Below are 20,124 nucleotides of genomic sequence, written 5' to 3'. Positions count from 1 at the left end.
ATAGCTGTGCTACAAACTTGCTTCCAGAGAACTCTGTGTTATTGAGTTCAAGAGCCCCCATCGGTCACATTGCTATCAATACTGTTCCGATGGCAACTAACCAGGGTTTTAAAAGCCTGATTCCTGGTGACCAGATCTTGCCAAAATTTTTGTATTACTGGCTTATGGACCATAAAGAGTATCTACAATCTCTTGGAGTAGGTGCGACGTTCAAGGAGCTATCCAAAAAGACAGTGGAGAATATTAAGCTCGACCTTCCTCCCCTGGAAGAGCAGGTAAAGCAGGTTGAGATTCGCGACCTTCAGTCAATGATTGCTCAGAAGCGTGAGCGCCAGCAGGAGCTTTTTGATGAGTTTCAGGTTGCGCTGTTTCACGAGATGTTTACAGGTAAAGATTGGCCTACGAAGCTTTTAGGCGAGGTCGCAACGGTCGTGTCTGGTGCTACACCAAAAACCTCAAATGAAGGGTTCTGGGGTGGCAAGGTTAACTGGGTTACTCCTGCCGAACTAAGCAAACTTGATGGAATTTATATCGGGAAAACCGAGAGGACTTTGACTGAGGCGGGACTTGCTTCTTGCTCAGCTCAAATTCTCCCTGCTGGGAGCGTCTTACTATCGTCACGAGCCCCTATCGGACTCGTCGCTATCAATACAGTACCAATGGCGACTAACCAGGGTTTCAAAAGTCTCATTCCCAGCCCTGAGATTGAACCACTTTACCTCTATTTCTGGCTTAAGCTTAACACAAAGATTCTGCATAATTTAGGGGTAGGAGCTACATTCAAAGAACTTTCACAAAAAACACTTAATAACCTAAAAATTCCAGTTCCAACGATAATCAGTCAACAGAATTTTACAAAAATTATTTTAGGAGTTTCTAAATGATAAAATTTAAAATCTTTGAAGCACTTGCTTTTTATGGAAAGCCTGAGGATAATCATAAAATAAACCTGAGCCCAACCTCTAATGCCAGGCATGAAATAATGAAAACTTTGAAGGGAATGCTAAAAACCCTCTGTATTTTGGATGAAAACACTGAAAATTTAGGACTAAATGATGATCTATACCTGAGAGATAACTACGATAAGAAAACAATGACCCTACTCAGGACTGATATCATCAATGATTTAATTCACATCGAATGCGGGGTAGGCTCCTTCGGGAAGTATTCCCATGCGCGAGGAGTGAGCGGTGAAGACGACAAATTATCTGACAAGTCTGCAGAATCCGATAGGTACGTTTCAATAATTCTACCAAATTCTGATTCTAATCAACTTTTCTTCATTTTTGAGGCAGATGGAAATGTTGATGCACGAAAAAGACTATTAGACTATTTTGAAACTTACTCTCCTGAATTCACAAGTAACGGGAAAAAAATTAATTTCATACTTAAACAAGTTGTTGATACTGAATATATAAAAAGCTTTATAGAAGATTCAAAAAACCTAAAAGTAGAATTCAGGGGGAACAGTCCTCAGACTGACGGTACTTTGGATCCAAAATTTATCAATCTTCAGCTTTCGGTTAATTTTGATCAGGAAACGAAACAGTCATTCTGGGAAAAAATTTCTAGGTGGCGCGATGAGGAATCTGACCCGCTACAAGACATGGCGTTCTTTTCGTTTGGAAGCGACATCTTTTCTTCAACAGAAGTGCTTAATGATATTGACGAAGTTAGGTTTCTAATTAATCAAAAAGTTTTTACCGTCGAAGAATTACTTGGGCAATCATTCAGTTACGACATATCCACCAAACATCCAAGTATAAACCACTGGTACGATGTAATTATTCCGAAAATGAATCAGTTTATTGATGAATTGCGAGATCCTTTTTCTATCCCAGAAATTAGTCACCTTACCAACAATTTGACGGATGCGCAAAATGATAAAAAATCCTAGACTAGATTTCACAAGAATTTCCAAATCCAGCAGTCAAAGAATAATAATAAGGAAAAATAAAAAAGATATTTATCAAAATAAGCCCGACGAGAGAACAATAAAATGCATTAAAATAATATCATTAATTTCTAGTGTGATGAGCTGCTTATTGGTGTTATTATTCGGCAGGCCGCCAGTTGAGGATTCGTTCATCATGATATTTACACTGCTAGCAACTTCCCTCCTCGCTGTTTTTGGGACTGTTTCCGGCTGGCGAGCAACACTTAGTAACTTTAACCCAAGGCATACACTATACATTAGCATGGCAGATGAGGTAGTTCATCATATTTTATATTGCTCTTTCCTCTCTCTATCGGGTGTAACTTTTTCCGTCATACTCAAATTTATTCCTACAAGCGACAATAAGGTTACAATTTTCCAAATATTCGAAAGCTTTAACTGGCCTGAGTCAATTTTACTTATAATATCCGCTGTATTTATTTCTGTAATAGTATTTATTTTTTCAAAAATATTCTGCCTTTTCACCATATCACTAACTCAGCTCCTAAATACTTATGAAATATTTGACAGGAAAAGTGAAGACTAGTCTTTGGTGCCATGTTGGCATTTATATTTTAAACCGCCGCAAATTCACCGGTTTAGTCCATCGTCGCAAGAACCAATCTGGATTGTTAAAAAATTTAGATATTCGCATAGATACGGCAAGTCTGAAATGCATATAATTTTTAGATAGACAACCTCTAATACCAAGCAAACAGAATAGCTTATCTTCAATTAGCATAGTAAGGCAATTATCAAAATTTAAATACCCTAAATAGCTGTCCGTGCTTCAAATTTTCTAAATGTGAATTTAAACCAGCACTTTGCTTCTACCAACAAAGTTTCGGCTGGTTGGTAGCAAAAGTAGCCCGGGCCGCATCTATCAGTTCACGGTCCTCAACATTGAGCGCTAGTATCCAGGGAAAACAGTGGCCATAGGCTCAGCCAGCGAACCACCCTCAAGTGTTGTAGCGGCAATAATCTGACAAGTTTGTGGTTACGGCTCATCGTACTACCCGCAGGGCCGGGCGTCCGCTCTCACCATGTTTTTCGACCTTGCCTTCCCCCTGCACAAGTCGCAGACGAGTACTAAACGTCAAAGTCAGCACATCGTCAACCGGCACCGCAAGATCAACAGCAATACGCTCAGCCGTCACAGCACCGCCCTTATCAGCAGCGAAGACCTGCGGGAAAAGCCTGGACTGTTCAAAGACTCCCATGCCCTCAGGCTCACCGTCCCTATACCCCCGGCGTGTTAGCTCAATACACACCTTGCGGTAAATCCAATCAGTCATCCGCCCACACTTATGTAAAGAAGTTGCTAAGGCAAAGGCAGATACCTGAAAAATGTACTTAGCTTCTACAAGGTCGTCCACCGAAGCATTCTGAGGAAGATACTCAGCCAACAGCGACTCAGGCATTAATAGAGCAGACGCGAACTCATCCGCCTCGCGCTCCTGCACAGCCGAAGAATCATCAACAGGAGCAAACCGGTGCAGCACAAGATGGCCCAGCTCATGAGCAATATCGAACCTGGCACGCTCAGGCGTCTTCTGCCGAGCAATAAAAATAAAGGGCTTACCCTCATACCAGAGCGAGAAAGCATCAACCTGCATGGCAGCGTCTGGAAGCACCATCACACTAATACCCCGCGACTCGCACAACTGCACCAAATTCGGTAGGGGCTTAGTACCTAGCCCCCACTCTTCACGAAGCAACTGAGCAGCTACCCTTGGGGCTATCCCCTCAAATGAAGGCATGACAATTGAAGGTAGGGTGAACTTATCTTCCACCCACTGCATGACCTCAATACCGGTAACGCCAGCTGCAATGGCAGAGTCACGCGCACTGCGAGTAGCCGCACGACCAGCCCTAAAATTTACACCGTCAACCTCAAGCGCTACCTGTGGCTGGCGTGCAAAGTACTCAACCGGGTACCCAAGAACATGAGCCAACTGACTGACCGCAGAATCAGGGGCGCCCTCTTTTTCATATTTTTGAGTAGTACGGTCAGTCACTCCTAGCTCCTGTGCCAAAGACACACGGGTATGCCCCCGCCGTTTACGGGCGAGGGCAACACGCTCAGGGTAACTGCTATGCAATCTGGAACTCAACGTCTCCGCCACCAATATCAGGAATTTTGCTACGGTCAATAGCAGATTTATCTATCGCAGGAAGAATAACCCGGTACTGCCACCTATGGAACTGACCACCGTCGAATTCAGGGTAAGGCAGGGAAATCTCGCAACGAATTTCCTCTACGTCCCGATAATAGAGCAAGAACCAATGCCCCTCCGAAGGAACTCCAGCAACAGCTTCTCGAACCGTTTCGTCAGAAGGTCCATCGAGATAAAACAATGCAGGCTGGTTAGCGTTCACCGACTCACCCGTAGCGGGCCCCTTCTTCCGATTAGCTTTCGGAACCACATCAGGGTCAAGAATACCGGTGTTAACGTCACCGCCAAGAATGCCTAGAGTATGCTTTCCTAATGGATGAATGGAAAGCGGGCGTCCCTTTGGGTTAGCAAGCTTCCAACCACTCTTCACCATGAGGTGATCGCGGATTACCTCTGTCGTGTCAAACCACCGGCGGGTTCCTGCCGCTGTTACAGGAGCCGATGACCGGGTATTACCTGCCGCCTGCTCCCCAGCTTCTAAGCCTTCCTGAATATCAGCAATATCAATGCCAAACTTGGCCAAAAATTCAGGAGCTTCACTAGGCTCAATAATTACAGTTGGCTTAGGGGCAAACGCGTTCAGAGACAAGACACCGCTCCTATCGGTAAGATATTGACTCCTCAAATTATTGCACAAAACCCGAAGTTATGCGATAGGAATAACCTCATCCCTCACTCTTCTAGTCTCTTGCTACATCAAGACATACTGTGGCTGAGGAATGCTACACCGGCACAGATGACTGGGCCATCAGCCAGCAGCTCACCGCAAGCTGGGGGCGGGCGACCTGGAAATGTCGAAGAAATACCCTAATAACCCAAACCCTAGGTAGGGCTACAATCAAGGGTCGAGAAATAATCTGCTCAACTATAGCCCTTACCCTGTACGTAATGTACATTTAGTACATGACTACAACCACTGGAACAGCAGAATTTCGCCAGAACCTCGGCCACTACTTTGATGAAGTGCAGCGAGAGCCCGTTGCTATCGAAAGCAGAGGCCGCCGCCGAGCCGTCCTTGTCTCCCCCGTCTTTTTCGATCAAGCACTCGAAGCACTCGAAGACAAACTTGATGCTGCTAAAGCCCGTCAAGCCCGCCAAGAAGAAGACGAAATCCCCTTTGACCAGCTCATGGATGAGCTCGGCATTAAGTTCTCATGACAGCTAACTACTCAGTTACCTTCAAACCTTCTGCAGCAAAAGAACTGCGCAAAATCAATAAAAACGATCAGACCCGCATTGCCAAGAAAATCCAAGAGCTTGCCTCAAACCCATACCCGCCAGGGATCAAGAAAATAGTTGGAGGAGATGGCGAACTCAGGCTTAGAGTTGGCAACTACAGGGTAATCTACGCTGTCGAAGAAGGCCGGCTCATTATCTTGGTTCTAACAATCGGTCACCGGCGAGAAGTCTATAAAAAATAGAAAACGGACTCATCCAGCTCGCTATACCAACCAATAACTATTTTGGCTGATTGAAGGAATAAGACACTTTTATGGAAAACTCTATGGCCCACCAGAAACTCTCCCTCACTGACATTGGCGAAGTTCTCGGCGATGCTTACTTCGCCAATTACCAGGCAGAAGCTGAGGAACGCTACGCCGGCACGGACGACTGGGCTATCAGCCAGCAGCGCACCGCAGGCTGGAGCCAGGCCGATTGGGTTGCCAGCAAGGAACGCTTCGCAGACATCGACAGCAAACTAGCGGACGCCGTGCGCCGCAACCTGCCGACGGACAGCGCCGAGGCGGGAGAACTCGTCCACGCCCACCGTCAGCTGCTGAGCGAGTTCTTCCCCGTCACCCCCGCCAAGCATTACCTCATCTCACGCGGTTATATTACCGATGAGCGGTTTACTAGCTACTACGAGTCCCAGCAGCCGGGCCTAGCCCAGTGGCTGGCCGACGCTATCGAGGCAGAGGCTGAACGTGCCGGAGTAGACCTGGCCAACCCCAGCTGGGACTAACAACCGCCTCTTCCCTAACCGAGCGTGCGTCATATCGTTGAGCGTGCACAGGCCATGCGCACACTCAGCGATATGACGCACGCTCGCTTGATTTCGCCGCAATGTGCAGAAAACCGGCGACTAAAAGTTTTCATTATTCATTTACCAGACATCTTCTCGCCATCTTGCCGCCATTTGCACCCTGTTCAAAATAGCCTGTCATGCTACTGGGTAAACCACACACCCCGCCCACTAGCTGAAAGGCATACTCATGCTCACCGTCTTCGATCTCAACACCCGCACCATGCTTTACGAGCCGGACTTCTGGGAGCTCACGGCAGGTTACACAGAGTTTCACGGGGTCAGCTTCGTCTCCTCCTTCACTACGATTGACCAGCTCAGCCAGAGGTTCGAGCAGGTCAAGCTGATTCTGGGTCTTGAAGAAGCCAAAACCGGCAGCCTGCTGCGGCAAATCTTCGACCCAACCCGGCGCGTCCGCGAACTAGAAACCGCTAGCGAGCCCCTGCTCGACGCCCTCGAAAGCGGCCGCGTGCACCTCAAATACAACGCCGATAAGCTCTTTCACTCCAAGTACTTCATCCTCACATCGGCCGACGAGTTTGCGATTTTCACCGGGTCCATGAACCTCACCCGGGCAGCCATGACCCAGAATCACGAGCACAACACCCTCTACCGGGGTCGCTTCGACAGCTCCGACGACACCGCCTACCTGCGCGAATACACCGAACTCTTCACCCAAAACTTCGAGGTCGAAGCCACCGACTATCTCGACCGCAGCACCGTGCAGGAATTCCGTCAGGCCGGCACCGCTGAGCAGCGCACCAGCATCATCGATACCCGCATCATCAAGGACGCCAAACTCCTACCCACCGAACACCGCGAAACCATCGGCCAGCTCCTGCGCGAGGAAAAATCTGATACAGCTACCCCCGAAAGTGTGACCACAACTTACCAGCTGGGTGACCCCGTCGTCCTGCACACTCTCAAAGCCACTTACACCCCCGCCGGTAAAACGCGCACCCCTGCCGCCGCGACCAAGGCCCTGCAGACCGTGCACCTCAGACAAAGGCAGGTCGCCCCGGCGGACGCCAGCCCTATCACGGGTGCGCAACCCCGCTGGGTTGCCACCGACGACGGCACCCTGCTCATCAACCACGAGGGGAAGGAACTTACCCCGCTCACCGATGCAGAGGTAACAGCCCGCGACGCCTCAACCTTCGTCGATATCGTGCTCTCCTATCGGGACAACAAGATGCGCGATGAATCCCACCAGGCCCTGAGTGCCTTCCTCTTTGCCATGACGGCCCCGGTGCTCTGGCGCATCCGCCACCTGGTTATGGAAACCGGCGAAAATCCCGACAAAATCCCCGTTCTCCTGGCTATCTTGGGGTCTGGGTCATCGGGTAAAACCACCATGGTTGACGACTACCTCAAGCCCTTCATCGGTGACTGCTCTCCCCTACTGGCTGAAGAACTGCTCAAAACCACCTACGGCTCTAAAACCGGGTCCATCAACTATATGAACAGCTACATGGAATCGGGCGAAGTCTCGCCCCTCATCATCGACGAGGTGGGTACCCAGTTCCTGAACGGGGCAACGGTGCAGGGCAAAATCAAGCACTGGGCCAACCTGCGCTCCAACGGGTTTGAGGGCCCGCAGGGAACCATCATTCTGACCTCAAACGCCGACGGGGCTGTGCTGCAAGAAGCCATCAAAAAACGCGTCTGGTACATTTCTATTACCAGCGACTACAAGCCCACTGACCAGCAGGTCTATAATTTCACCTCCCTGGCGGGGTCGGTCAACAACAACCTCTACCGCCACGTGGTCTACACCCTCAGCCAGCGGCTCGACCACCTGACCGCCCACGAGATTCAGCGTTTTTCACGCAACTGGGTCTGGCTCACCGCCGAGATTCTGCAAGAAACCCTGGCCCGCTTTGGGCTAGAAACGGCCTTTCCCGCCAAAATGTTCACCCCATACAGCTACCGCGACGAAATCGCCCGTGGCATCATCACAGACACCATCCACCAGGCCCACGCCAAGGACGCCCTAGCCTTCAGCGCGCACAGCCCCGAGGTAGCGTCCGTCCTGCGCTCTGCCTGGGAGGCAACCGGCACCTTTAACAAGACCCAGAAAGAAGAGATGATTGAATTTCGCTCTATTCTGCCCGCCGACTGCGTTTTAGAGGCAACCCCTAAGGCCATCACGCTGAACATCGAGCGCACCGACGCCTATCTGGGCGAGCCCCTGCTAGCCGGCTACCGCGAGCGCAGCCCGCTCAATGTGGTGACCAAGAGCGAGCACACCCTCGCCCTGCTCGAAGCGCAGCGGGAGAGGTCTGAGCGGGAGAAGGCCGAGCTGAGGTTGGAGTTAGAGGCTGAGCGGGTTGCTTTGTTGACCCGGCAGATTCAGGACGCTGAAGCCCGCTCGCGCGGGTGGGGGCGGCTATGGCGGCGGTAGGCTCCGCTGCGCTCTAACGTAGCAGCGAACCTACTTCCATTTCCGTAACAACGCCCTAGTCCTGCAGGCCAGCGCCCAATACCAGTATTTTTCCTGCACAGAAAAACTCCCCGGCAGCAGATGAGGCCCATCTGTTACCGGGGAGTTTTCAGTGCTAGGTTTAGCGGATTTCACCAATCATATCGAAGCTGGTGGGGGCTCCTGCGTAGTTGGAGTTCACCATGACCGCAATGGAGTTCTTACCCTGACGCAGTTCATGCGCGGGAATCGAAATGACCAGAGGGGTCTTACGGGCAACACCGAAGTCTACAGCGCGGGTTGCGGTGTAGGCGGGGGTGGCCCCCAGCAGGAGGTTCTGACGGGTGTACTGCTTACCATTGACCCAGAGCATCATGCCGTCATCCACATAGGTGGTCAGGACGAGGTTCTGACCAGGAGCCAGGGACAGGTCCAGTTCCTTGCGCAGCATCATAGACTTGGGCTGGTTGCGGGCATTGAACTGGTAGGAGGTCTGCAGCTCAGGCTGACCCCAACCTACAGAAGAGTAGGTCTTGTACCAGGTGGCAGTGTTGTACTTGTAGTCGGTCTGACGCCAGGTGCGATCCAGGCCCTTCCAGGGGTCAAGGCCAAAAGCAATGTTCCAGGCGTCCCCAGAGAAGATAACCTGCTGGGCACCGGGTGCCGGCTGGGCAATCGGGGCAATCGGGGCAGGGTTCATGAAGGCTACGCCGTTTGCCGGGTTATCAGCGATTTTCTGCTCGACAGGTACTGCTGCTACCTCAGCTGCTTCTTCCTGGTCAACGATCTCAACCGGGGCTTCCTCCGCCGGGGCAGGGTCAGCAGGCTGGTCTTCGACAGGAGCAGCAGGTTCGTTAGCCTGGTCAGCAGGTTCGCCCTCAGCAGGGGCCTCTACCGGGGTGTCCGGCTGGGGCTGCTCTACGGGGGCTTCCTCAACGGGAGCCTCTACCGGGGCCTCTTCTACAGGGGCCTCTTCTACCGGTTCTTCAGGGGCAGGTTCGCTGACCTTGGGGGCAGTGGCAACCGGGGTGGTTGCTGAGTAGTTGCCGTTGGCGTCAGCGACGCGCACGAAGTAGCGGGCGTCCTCGGTTGAGGGCAGGGTCAGGGTGGTGCTAGCTGTTGAAGCGATAACCCGGTTGTTCCGCAGGATCTGGTAGGTGACACCGCGTTCAGACACGCCGGTCCAAGAAAGGGTATCAGTCTTACCGTCGGTGGTGACGGCCAGGTTCGAAGCAGTTGCCGGGGCGGTGACGTCACGCGGAGCAAAGCGGGCAAAGCCTACGGTCTTCTGCACCCCGTTGTAGCCCAGTGATGAAGTGATGTCGCCACCGGCCCAGAGGGTTCCGGTTGAATCGACGAAGGAGGCCCAGACACCGTGGCCACGGGCACCGCGCAGGTTAGGGCTGAAGTCCTTGAGGAACTGGCCGGTTTCTGCGTCATAAGCCATGAGCAGGCGGACAGCCTGGACGTCAGTGAAGGTAGAGTCGTTCCAGGAGCCAACGTAGTTCTGTGCCCCGTTGTAGGCCCAGTCGCCACAGTGGCAGGCAGCGTAGAGCACGCCGTTGTTCAGCTGCAGATCCTGGTAGTCACCGCCACCATGAGTCAGGGTGGAGGTCAGACGACGGCTGACGTTGTTCTTATCGTACTGGGCAACCATGTGCTCAGCACCGCCTGCCCACACGGATGAATTGGTGGTCTGAACATCGAACTGGAAGCCGTCGCTCTGCTGCGGGGCCCAGTCACGGTAGGAGAGCTTCCAGGTCCAGTCCTGGGCAACCTTACCGTCGGTGGTGTTTAGGTAGGCCAGCTTCCAGGCTCGCTTATTATCGGTGACGGTGGTGAAGTAGCCACCAAGAGCAACACCGTTGTCTGACGGGGAAATACCGTTGACGGTGCCGTTGGTGATGGGCCGCCACTTCCAGTCCACTGACTTGTTAGAGATCAGGAAGCGGGCTGCGTTCTTGGAGTAGGCATAGGTTGCGGAGGTCTTGCCCTTGACGTGGGTGAAGGAGCCACCGATGTAGACATAATCGCCATCTACTGCGATGGTCTTGACGACAGGAACGCCGCCTGAGTTGCGGTTGACAACGTCCCAGCCCAGAGACTTATCAATCTGGCCGGTTGCGGGGTTCAGGACGACAAAGCCATTGACCTTTTCACCGTTGACCTCGGAGAATTCGCCGCCAACGCCCAGCAGGCCGCCGGGCAGTTCCGCCAGGGCCTTAATCTGGCCGTTGAAGGTAGGCATGAAGGAGCGGACGAGTTCGCCGGAGTTCACATCGTAACCAGCCAGGAACTTCTGCTCAACCTTTTCACCGGTCTGGGCGTTTTCAACCCAGGCGAAGTCACCACCGGTGAAGACGGTGTTGCCGACCTGGGTAATGGCCTGAACAAAGGTGTTCAGCTCGCCGGTCTTACCGGTTGCGGTCTGGGCAGCGGTGCGCCAGGTGACGCGCGAGGAGAAGCTAGCAGGCAGAGCCCGCTGGGTGGAGCCGGGCAGGCCACTATCGGCGATGTCCTCCAGCTTGAAATCATCCTGGGTCAGTCGGGGCTTAATCAAGACCTGGGAGAAGGGCAGGGCATTGCTGCCACCGTTGGTAGCAGACCAGAGGTAACTGGTCGGTGAGTTGCTGCCGGTAACCCCTGAACCGTAGGAGAAGCCAATCTTCCAGGCCTGGTTCTTGGTGCCAACAAAGTTGATGTTGTTGTAGCGGTTATCCAGGCTATTGATTCGGCCATCTACCCCGTTCTGGTTGGCATCAGCGCCCATAGAACCGTTGGACGGGTTGTCATAAGAAACAAAGTCGTACTTGAGGGTAGCAGACAGGGCCCAGGTCCAGTCCTGAACCTTAGAAGCCCGCAGGTAAACGTTCTGCATAGAGCTACCCGAGTTATCCCCAGCTCGTCGGACCATGGTGCCCTCCTGCATGGTCTGCAGGTTGAGGTGACCCATGAGAGCATCGACGGTCTTGGCGGGCAACTGAACAGGGCTGAAAGCATCGGTACCGTCAGGGTTCTGGGCCAGCTCCGCAGGGTTACCCTTGCCCGCGTAGTCTTCGGTCCAGCCTTCACGGCCACGGCCAATGAGCACCCAGCCACCCTCGTGGGTTTCCTGGTCGCAGTAGAACTGGGCAGGTGCGTCCATCTCAGGGGTCCACAGCCAGTAAGTGCCAGACTTAGAGGCAGGATCATTAAGCTTAATTTCGTAGCAGGAAGCAGCTGCCGTCTGGCTGGTCAGACCGTCAGGAACGTACTCGCCTGAGGCCGTTGCGCCGGGCAGAACAGCTACAGCGGTAGCAAGAGCCAGAGCACCGACACCCACCTTGGTGACGGTATTGGGCTTACGCCAGGAGAAGGGCTGCTTAAACTGAGAGCCCACCGCTGCCAAGAAATGACGCGCGGTTGACTGCTTCGACTCCCCAGCCGAAGGATTTTCCTTATTCATATATTCCTCAAATGTGTGCGATTGGAGCAGGCAGAGGTACCTGACCCCCTGATGAGTGATCCTAACTAGTCTAAAACAAGCAGGCTATTAATAGAATAATCCCAGCCTGCAATTCCTTGTGGTTGTAAGCACCTTAAGGGTACGTTTCAACCTTTTATGACGCAGGACGCCGCCCACCCGGCCATCTGCCCGGAGGCAGGAAAGCGGGTAGGCGGCGTCCTGACCTAACTACCTGAGTTAGATATTGAAGCCCAGCGCTCGCATTTGGTCGCGGCCGTCTTCGGTAATGCGTTCAGGGCCCCACGGGGGCATCCAAACCCAGTTCACATGCCATTCGTCAATCATGCTTTCCAGGTTCTGCTGAACCTGTTCCTCGATGACGTCCTGCAGGGGGCAGGCGGCGGTGGTCAGGGTCATGTCAAGCACGAGAGCGCCCTCGTCATTCCACCGCATACCGTAGAGCAGGCCAAGATCAACGATATTGACACCCAGTTCGGGGTCGATGACGTTCATCAGGGCTTCTTCAATGGCCTCTTGGCTGGGGGCACCAGCGGGTGCTTCTGCCATGATGCACCTTCCTTTCTAAAGGAGTAGCAGGCCTTACTTGGCTGCCAGGTAGCTCTCGTAGCCTTCTTCTTCAAGACGGTCTGCGAGCTCGGGGCCACCCTGGTCTACCATCTTGCCGTCCACGAAGACGTGAACGAATTCGGGCTTGATGTAGCGCAGGATGCGGGTGTAGTGGGTAATCAGCATGACGCCCATGTCGTTGGCCTGGTGGGCGCGGTTAACGCCTTCAGAAACAACCTTGAGGGCGTCGACGTCCAGGCCGGAGTCGGTCTCATCGAGGATACCGAACTTGGGCTTGAGCAGTTCCAGCTGCAGGATTTCGTGGCGCTTCTTCTCACCGCCGGAGAAGCCCTCGTTGACGTTACGAGAGATGAAGGCGGGGTCGATGGAGAGATTCTCCATAGCTGCCTTGACGTCCTTGGTCCAGGTACGCAGGGCGGGGGCTTCGCCGTCCACAGCGGTCTTGGCTGAGCGCAGGAAGTTGCTCATGGTCACGCCGGGGATTTCAACGGGGTACTGCATGGCCAAGAAGAGGCCGGCGCGGGCACGCTCGTCGACGGACATTTCGGTGACGTCTTCACCGTCGAGCAGGATCTGGCCGGAGTCTACCTGGTACTTGGGGTGGCCAGCAATGGTTGCTGCCAGGGTTGACTTGCCGGAGCCGTTGGGGCCCATGATGGCGTGGATTTCACCGGAGTTGATGGTGATGTTGACGCCCTTGAGGATGGGCTTGGTGTTTTCGTCGTCCAGGATAACGGAGACGTGGAGGTCCTTGATTTCAAGGGTTGCCATAGTTTATTTCTCCTGTAAAAGGTAAAGCTTAGTTGTTGGAAATCGCGAGTTCAGCTTCGAGCGCTTCGGTGAGCTGTTCTTCAAGCTCAGGGATGCGGATCTGCTGAATGATCTCGTTGAGGAAGCCACGGACGACCAGGCGGCGGGCTTCAGCCTCGGGGATACCGCGGGCCTGCAGGTACCAGAGGTGCTGCTCGTCGAGCTGGCCGGTGGTGGAGGCGTGGCCGGCGCCTTCAATCAGGCCAGTTTCGATTTCGAGGTTGGGGACGGAGTCAGCGCGGGGGCCGTCTTCGAGGATCAGGTTGCGGTTGAGCTCGTAGGTGTCGGTACCTTCGGCTTCCTTACCGATCAGGACGTCGCCCACCCACACGGAGTGGGCTGCCTTGCCCTGCAGGGCACCCTTGTAGGTGACGCGGGACTTGCAGTTGGGCACGGTGTGGGCCACAAAGAGGCGGTTCTCAATGTGCTGGCCTGCGTCCACGAAGTAGAGGCCGTACATCTCGGTTTCAGCGCCGGGGGCGGTGAACTGGGTGGAGGGGGTCAGGCGGACCATGTCGCCACCGAGGGAGATGTTGACGTGCTTGAACTTGGCGTCCCGGCCCAGGGAGGCGTACTGGGCTGACAGGTGGATAGCGTCCTTCTCCCACTGCTGAACGGTGATAACGGTCAGCTCTGAGGAGTCGCCTACCTTGAACTCGACGTTCTGGGCCAGGGTAGCAGAGCCGGTGTGGCGCAGCACGAGCACGGCCTTGGAGAAGGGCTTGGTTTCAACGAAGATGTGCTGGGCAGCTGCCTGATTTGAGGTGCCGTTGATGGTGACCTCAATATTGGCTTCAAGTTCAGCTTCAGCAGCCACGGTGATGGCGGTCGCTTCGGTGAAGTGGCTCCAGGCGTTGGCTGCCACGCGGTCTTCGGGAATACCGGCGGTGCCGATGCGGGCGTCGTCGCGGGAGATGGTTTCTACCTGGACGCCTGCCGGGGCGTTGACCTCAACAGCAGGTGCTGCACCGGTGAGTTCATCGGTGTGCAGGCCACCCAGGCGCTTGAGCGGGGTGAAGCGCCAGTCTTCCTCGCGGCCGGTCAGGGGCGCGAAGTCTTCGACCTTGTAGGAGGTCTTGCGCTCGGCGCGGGAGCCGTCGATTTCGACCTTGTCGGTGTTGTGCTTGGAGACGCGGATGGTGTCGTCGGTGGCCAGCTCAGACGCGAGCTTTTCACCTTCCTGGTCCATACCGGGAATCGCGGGGTTGTTGTGACCCTGGTTTTCTGCGTTAGCCATAATTTAGCCTACGGATCCTTCCATCTGGAGTTCGATCAGGCGGTTGAGTTCAAGAGCGTATTCCATGGGCAGCTCGCGGGCAATGGGCTCCACGAAGCCACGGACGATCATGGCCATCGCTTCGTCCTCGGGCAGGCCGCGCTGCTGGAGGTAGAAGAGCTGCTCTTCTGACACGCGGGAGACGGTTGCCTCGTGGCCCATGGTGACGTCGTCCTCGCGGATATCGACATAGGGGTAGGTATCAGAGCGGGAGATAGTATCCACCAGCAGTGCGTCACAGACGACGGAGCTCTTGGCGTGGGAGGCACCCTCGCGCACCTGAATCAGACCGCGGTAGGCTGACCGGCCGCCGTTACGGGCAACAGACTTTGAGACAACGGTAGATGAGGTGTTGGGGGCGATGTGTACCATCTTGGAACCGGTGTCCTGGTGCTGGCCCTCACCTGCGAAAGCGATGGAGAGGGTCTCGCCCTTGGCGTGCTCACCGACCATGTAGACGGCCGGGTACTTCTGGGTGACCTTGGAGCCGATGTTGCCGTCGATCCATTCCATGGTTGCGCCCTCGTGGGCGATAGCCCGCTTGGTCACCAGGTTGTAGACGTTGTTGGACCAGTTCTGAATGGTGGTGTAGCGAACGCGGGCGTTCTTCTTCACGATGATCTCAACAACTGCAGAGTGCAGGGAGTCAGTCTTGTAGATGGGGGCGGTGCAACCCTCAATGTAGTGAACGTAGGAGCCTTCATCAGCGATGATGAGGGTACGTTCGAACTGGCCCATGTTCTCGGTGTTAATGCGGAAGTAGGCCTGCAGGGGGATTTCAACGTGGACTCCCGGCGGGACGTACACGAAGGAGCCACCTGACCACACAGCGGTGTTCAGGGCAGCGAACTTGTTGTCACCGGCAGGAATGACGGAGCCGAAGTATTCTTCGAAGAACTCGGGGTGTTCCTTGAGGGCGGTGTCGGTGTCCAGGAAGATGACGCCCTGGGCTTCGAGGTCTTCACGGATCTGGTGGTAGACAACCTCAGACTCGTACTGGGCGGCAACACCGGCAACCAGGCGGTTGCGTTCAGCTTCGGGGATACCCAGCTTCTCGTAGGTGTTGCGGATGTCCTCGGGCAGATCTTCCCAGGTTTCAGCCTGGCGCTCGGTGGAGCGGACGAAGTACTTGATGTTATCGAAGTCAATGCCAGAGAGGTCAGCACCCCAGGCAGGCATGGGCTTGCGGTCGAAGAACTTCAGGGCCTTCAGGCGAAGGTCCAGCATCCATTCGGGTTCGTTCTTCTTGGCTGAAATGTCGCGTACGACATCTTCGTCAAGACCACGCTTTGCAGCCTGGCCTGCTTCATCGGAGTCAGCCCAACCGTACTCGTAGGTACCGATACCTTCAAGTTCGGGGTTTGCCTCCAGAATTTCTGAAATGACGGTGTTGTTGGCGGTGCGCTCAACCTGTTCAGTCATTACGGCCTTTCTTGGTGGGTTGGTTTTCACTGCCCGACGGGTGTCTTGCGGTGAATTCTTGCCTCGCCCTCCCCTGCCGGTGGCCGGGTTAGGCGGGAAATCTTATGGTTTAGGAGTCTTCTGGGGTGCCCACTGGATCCCTCTCCTGGCTGATACCTGTTCGTCCGAGGGGGATATGGGTGGTACAGACGTGGGCGCCACCTGCCATCGTGGAAAGACGGCGGACGTCCACCCCGAGCAGGTCGGAGATGATCTCGGTTTCCTGGTCACAGAAGACGGTGAAGTCAGCGGCCAGGTCGCGGACGGGGCAGTGCCCCTGGCACAGCTGGATTGACGCCAGCAGGTGATCCGGGAGCCGGACCCGGTTACCAACGGTCGGTGCCATCTCCTGGGCGGTGGCGACAAAGCCATCCCGCGTCATTGCCTCAGCCAGGGCCTCAGCCCGGGCTGCGACGTCCGGACCCGCTGCCTCCACGACCGGCCGGTAGCGCTCAGCCATTTCGTGAGCGCGGGCGCTGGCGAACTGGTGGAGGGCTTCTTCCCCAACAGCCTTCTGGAGCATGGTCAGGGCGTCCCGGGCAATATCCAGGTAGTCGTTGCCCAGCTCAGTATGGCCCTTGGGGGCGATGACGTAGCGGCGGGCAGGACGTCCAGCGCCGGCGCCGTGTTGGCGGTGGCTGGCCACCTCAATCAGGCGGTCTTTCTCAAGGACGTCCAAGTGGCGGCGGACTGCCGCGGGGGTGAGGTTGAGAAGCTCCCCCAGTTTGGCCGCAGAAACAGGGCCGTGAGTGAGCACTCCTTGAAGCACCCGATCGCGGGTGCGTTCCTCTGTTTCTGCAGGGCGCTCGGTCTTGTGGGACACAGTGCTGCCTTTCTCTGCCGAATACACAAATAAAGTATGTCGTAATTGTTGCGGGTGAAGCTAGTAAGGACAACCTATTTCTCCACTCTAACTTAGTCACACACCTATCAAAAGGTCTAGAATAGACGGGTGACTACCCAGCCCAGCAGCACCCACCTGACCTCCAGCGCAGCAGCCCAGACCCCGGTTGCCGCGCTGATTATTGACAACCTGGTCAAAGATTTCAAACCCACCAAAGATTTTGCCCGCAAACACCCAGAGGCCCTCACCGCTGAAGGCCTCAAGCGGGCCGTCAACCACCTCTCCCTGGAAATTGACCGGGGGCGGGTAACCGTCCTGCTGGGGGCGAACGGAGCCGGGAAAACCACGACCCTCGCCTGTGCCCAGGGGCTGCTGAAACCCGATGCTGGATCCGTCACCCTCCTGGGCCACCAGGCTTGGGGGGCTGATCCTGAGTTACGGGCCAGGGTCGGCATTATGCTGCAGGACGGCGGCCTCCCACCCTCAGCTCGGCCGATTCCGCTGCTGCGCCACATAGCCTCCATGTATGCCAACCCCCTCGACGTTGATGAGCTGGCTACCCGGCTAGGGATTGACGCCTTTAACGGCACCACCATAAGGCGCCTATCAGGCGGCCAGAAACAGCGAGTTGCCCTGGCAGCTTCCATCATTGGCCAGCCCGAGATCCTCTTCCTAGATGAACCCACCGCAGGGCTTGACCCCCAATCCCGGGCCGTTGTCTTTGACATCATCCGAGAACAAAGGGACGCCGGGGTGGCCGTCGTCCTCACCACCCACCTGCTCGATGACGCCCAGCGCATCGCCGACTATGTCTACATGATCGAAGCCGGGGCCATCGTCCTGGCCGGGAGCATGGATGAGGTTCTTGCCGCCGGTAAAGAAGGCGAACGCTGCCTGACCTTCACCGCCCCCCAGGGCTTCAACCTCGACTACATCTTGAGCCACGAGGACGCCGCCGGCCTCACGCTCACCGAATCCCCCGCCGGAACCTACCGGATTACCGGCCCCCTGCGTCCCCACCACCTAGCCCAACTTACTGCCTACTGGGACACCCACGACATCTTGCCCGGGGAACTGAATCTTGCTAGCCGGTCCCTGGAAGATATCTTCCTCGAACACTCAGGAAAACACATCCGATGAACCAGCACGCCGAACACCGCCACGTCCTGCCAGCCCGGGCAGCCAGCCTGAGCCGCCGCGTCCTAGCCCAAGGAAAGTACGAAACACTCGCCATGCTCAAAAACGGCGAGCAGCTCATGATGACCCTGGCCTTTCCCCTCATGGCCATCGTCGCCCTCAATTACACAGCCTTCCTTGACCCCTGGGCCGAAAAATACGGGATGAGCCGGATTGATATAGCTATTCCCGGCGTGCTAGCCCTGTGCGTCCTCTCCACTGCCCTCACCGGCCAGGGCATAGCCACTGGCTTTGACCGCCGCTACGGGGTACTTCGCTTTATCTCAACAACCCCCCTGGGCAAGGGTGGCTTGATTGCCGGTAAAGTCATTGCTGTGCTGAGTGTTCTGCTGATTCAGTACTTCCTGGTCGGTGGACTAGGCCAGCTCCTGGGATGGACGGCCACGGTCCCTGCCGTCCTGCTCTCCCTACCCACCCTGCTTCTGGGAGCCGCCTGTTTCACATCCCTGGGTCTGCTCATCGCTGGCACCGTCCGGGCCGAAGCTACCCTAGCCATTGTTAACATGGCCTGGGTGATCCTCGCAGCAGCCGGTGGAATTCTCTTACCCACCGACCGTTACCCCAGCTGGCTCGGCGGACTCATCGACTTCCTCCCCTCAGCAGCCCTGGGCAACGCCCTGCGCGGAGACTTCACCCAACATGAGCTATTGCTCATCCCCCACCTGATTTTGATCCTGAGCGCCACCGTCTTTGGCGGACTTGCCGTCAAATTCTTCAAATGGTCAGCCTAAACCCCATCCACCTCCCAACCGCGAAAGAAGGCAGTATGCCGACCGTCCGCCCCGCCCAGGCTCGCAGCCTCGGTGAAAAAATCGTCCCACCCACCTACACCAGCTGGGTCAAAAAAACCGCCTGGGCCCTGGCCATCGCTAACATCTTCCTGGTGATTTCAGGCGGCATTGTCCGTCTTTCCGGGTCAGGGCTAGGGTGCGACAACTGGCCCCGATGTACGGCTGACTCCTGGACCACCACCCCCGAAATGGGCTTCCACGGAATCGTAGAGTTCGGCAACCGAATGCTCACCTTTGCCCTGGTTATTGTCACGGTCCTGGCCTTCTTGGCGGTATTGGGCCTGGTCTTCCCCGAACGGGTTTCTGCCAGGTTCTTTATCAAGAAGCTCCTGGTGGGAGCCCGGGCCCACGAATCCCGCTACGCTGACCTCTTCAACCTCGTCCTGCTCCTGCTCTGGGGCATTCCGGTACAGGCCGTTGTTGGTGGCATCTCGGTGTGGCAGCGGCTCAACCCCTGGATGATTACCGCCCACTACATGCTCTCAGCCCTCATGATTATGCTGGCTGGCATCTATCTCAACCGCATCTACCGCTATTTTGAGGGCACTGCCGCCAAAGAAGGCCTGGTTGCATCTCAAACTAAGCAGCCGGTTCTCAATGGCCAGCCGGAGGACGCTTTCCCCGCCTCAGCGACCCTCATGCGGGTTCTGGGCTGGACTGGGGTTATCCTCGTTGTTGGCCTCATGTTTGCCGGCACCGTGGTGACTGGCACCGGCCCCCACGCAGGTGACCCTGAAACCCACCGCCACGCCTTCAACCCCATTTGGGTCACCCGCCTCCACGGCTCCCTGGTCTGGATCTACTGTGCTTCAGTTCTGGCCTTCTGGTTCCTGTGGAAGAAGAATGTATGGGCCCCTGCTTTCGGAAAATCTCTAGGTTTGGTTCTGGCCGTTCTGGCCTACCAGGCCCTGGTCGGTTACACCCAGTACTTTACGGGCCTGCCTATCTGGTTGGTTGAGCTCCACCTGCTGGGCTCTGGACTCTTCGCCCTGGCGGCTTCTTCCCTCTTTGAACGGCAGCTAACCCTCTCATCACCTGCCGCCCGCGCCCTGGCGACCCAGCGCGTCCTAACCCCCTAGCCCACCCGATAGGTACCGTTTAAATAAGAAATACCCACCTAGTTCGTGGGTATTTCTTATTTAAACGGTACCTAC

Annotated in this window: 17 protein-coding genes; 9 read left to right on the top strand and 8 right to left on the bottom strand. The window is 55.5% G+C overall.

Annotated elements, in window-relative coordinates; translation table 11 throughout:
• Together ACMXX3_RS07170 and ACMXX3_RS07165 are read left to right on the top strand one after the other, a co-directional pair.
• A partial coding sequence (locus ACMXX3_RS07170) for a restriction endonuclease subunit S (RefSeq protein WP_421084046.1) occupies positions 1-884 on the top strand: 884 nt, incomplete at its 5' end.
• Positions 881-1,897 (top strand): hypothetical protein, encoded by a 1,017-nt coding sequence (locus ACMXX3_RS07165; RefSeq protein ID WP_421084045.1) that lies wholly within the window; start codon positions 881-883, stop codon positions 1,895-1,897. The genes ACMXX3_RS07170 and ACMXX3_RS07165, both read left to right, overlap by 4 nt.
• A gap of 1,043 nt (positions 1,898-2,940) precedes the next feature.
• Here ACMXX3_RS07165 and ACMXX3_RS07160 read toward each other — a convergent pair.
• Entirely contained in the window at positions 2,941-3,954 is a 1,014-nt protein-coding gene (locus ACMXX3_RS07160; RefSeq protein ID WP_421084044.1) for an ImmA/IrrE family metallo-endopeptidase, read from the bottom strand.
• A gap of 76 nt (positions 3,955-4,030) precedes the next feature.
• A complete protein-coding gene (locus tag ACMXX3_RS07155) occupies positions 4,031-4,702 on the bottom strand; it encodes a hypothetical protein (RefSeq protein WP_421084043.1) in 672 nt (223 codons plus the stop codon).
• Positions 4,703-5,016: 314 nt separating this feature from the next.
• Here ACMXX3_RS07155 and ACMXX3_RS07150 point away from each other — a divergent pair, with 314 nt between their 5' ends.
• From ACMXX3_RS07150 to ACMXX3_RS07135, 4 genes are all read left to right on the top strand, one after another.
• The gene (locus ACMXX3_RS07150) at positions 5,017-5,271 is read left to right on the top strand and encodes a type II toxin-antitoxin system Phd/YefM family antitoxin (RefSeq protein WP_421084042.1); all 255 of its coding nucleotides are present in this window, start codon (positions 5,017-5,019) and stop codon (positions 5,269-5,271) included.
• Entirely contained in the window at positions 5,268-5,534 is a 267-nt protein-coding gene (locus ACMXX3_RS07145; RefSeq protein WP_237185622.1) for a type II toxin-antitoxin system RelE family toxin, read from the top strand. Before ACMXX3_RS07150 ends, ACMXX3_RS07145 begins: the two co-directional genes overlap by 4 nt.
• A 71-nt stretch (positions 5,535-5,605) precedes the next feature.
• Entirely contained in the window at positions 5,606-6,076 is a 471-nt protein-coding gene (locus ACMXX3_RS07140) for a TipAS antibiotic-recognition domain-containing protein (RefSeq protein WP_421084041.1), read from the top strand.
• Positions 6,077-6,326: 250 nt separating this feature from the next.
• Positions 6,327-8,540: a phospholipase D-like domain-containing protein gene (locus tag ACMXX3_RS07135; RefSeq protein WP_421084040.1), complete on the top strand. Its 2,214-nt coding sequence runs from the start codon at positions 6,327-6,329 to the stop codon at positions 8,538-8,540.
• 160 nt (positions 8,541-8,700) lie between these two features.
• On the opposite strand, the gene ACMXX3_RS07130 is transcribed toward ACMXX3_RS07135, so the two are convergent.
• From ACMXX3_RS07130 to ACMXX3_RS07105, 6 genes are all read right to left on the bottom strand, one after another.
• Complete coding sequence (locus ACMXX3_RS07130; RefSeq protein ID WP_421084039.1) at positions 8,701-12,003, bottom strand: fibrinogen-like YCDxxxxGGGW domain-containing protein; 3,303 nt, start codon at positions 12,001-12,003, stop codon at positions 8,701-8,703.
• A gap of 237 nt (positions 12,004-12,240) precedes the next feature.
• A complete protein-coding gene (locus tag ACMXX3_RS07125; RefSeq protein ID WP_421084038.1) occupies positions 12,241-12,570 on the bottom strand; it encodes a metal-sulfur cluster assembly factor in 330 nt (109 codons plus the stop codon).
• 33 nt (positions 12,571-12,603) lie between these two features.
• Positions 12,604-13,362, bottom strand: a complete 759-nt coding sequence (sufC, locus tag ACMXX3_RS07120; RefSeq protein WP_421084037.1) for a Fe-S cluster assembly ATPase SufC — start codon at positions 13,360-13,362, stop codon at positions 12,604-12,606.
• Between the two features lie 28 nt (positions 13,363-13,390).
• Positions 13,391-14,638 (bottom strand): Fe-S cluster assembly protein SufD, encoded by a 1,248-nt coding sequence (sufD, locus tag ACMXX3_RS07115; protein WP_421084036.1) that lies wholly within the window; start codon positions 14,636-14,638, stop codon positions 13,391-13,393.
• 3 nt (positions 14,639-14,641) lie between these two features.
• On the bottom strand, positions 14,642-16,099 hold the full coding sequence (sufB, locus tag ACMXX3_RS07110; RefSeq protein ID WP_421084035.1) for a Fe-S cluster assembly protein SufB: 1,458 nt from the start codon (positions 16,097-16,099) through the stop codon (positions 14,642-14,644).
• Positions 16,100-16,208: 109 nt separating this feature from the next.
• Entirely contained in the window at positions 16,209-16,961 is a 753-nt protein-coding gene (locus ACMXX3_RS07105) for a helix-turn-helix transcriptional regulator (RefSeq protein WP_421084034.1), read from the bottom strand.
• A gap of 129 nt (positions 16,962-17,090) precedes the next feature.
• Here ACMXX3_RS07105 and ACMXX3_RS07100 point away from each other — a divergent pair, with 129 nt between their 5' ends.
• From ACMXX3_RS07100 to ACMXX3_RS07090, 3 genes are read left to right on the top strand one after another with little or no spacing between them, the layout of a single operon-like run.
• On the top strand, positions 17,091-18,122 hold the full coding sequence (locus ACMXX3_RS07100) for an ABC transporter ATP-binding protein (protein WP_421084033.1): 1,032 nt from the start codon (positions 17,091-17,093) through the stop codon (positions 18,120-18,122).
• Positions 18,119-18,910 (top strand): ABC transporter permease, encoded by a 792-nt coding sequence (locus ACMXX3_RS07095; protein ID WP_421084032.1) that lies wholly within the window; start codon positions 18,119-18,121, stop codon positions 18,908-18,910. Before ACMXX3_RS07100 ends, ACMXX3_RS07095 begins: the two co-directional genes overlap by 4 nt.
• Positions 18,911-18,945: 35 nt before the next feature.
• Complete coding sequence (locus ACMXX3_RS07090; RefSeq protein ID WP_421084031.1) at positions 18,946-20,049, top strand: COX15/CtaA family protein; 1,104 nt, start codon at positions 18,946-18,948, stop codon at positions 20,047-20,049.
• Positions 20,050-20,124 lie beyond the last annotated feature (75 nt).

It is taken from the genome of Rothia nasimurium (genome assembly GCF_049068285.1).
GTDB classification, from domain to species: Bacteria; Actinomycetota; Actinomycetes; order Actinomycetales; family Micrococcaceae; genus Rothia; species Rothia nasimurium_I.
Note: the sequence above shows the minus strand (reverse complement) of the source record. Positions and strands in the feature narration are given on the sequence as shown.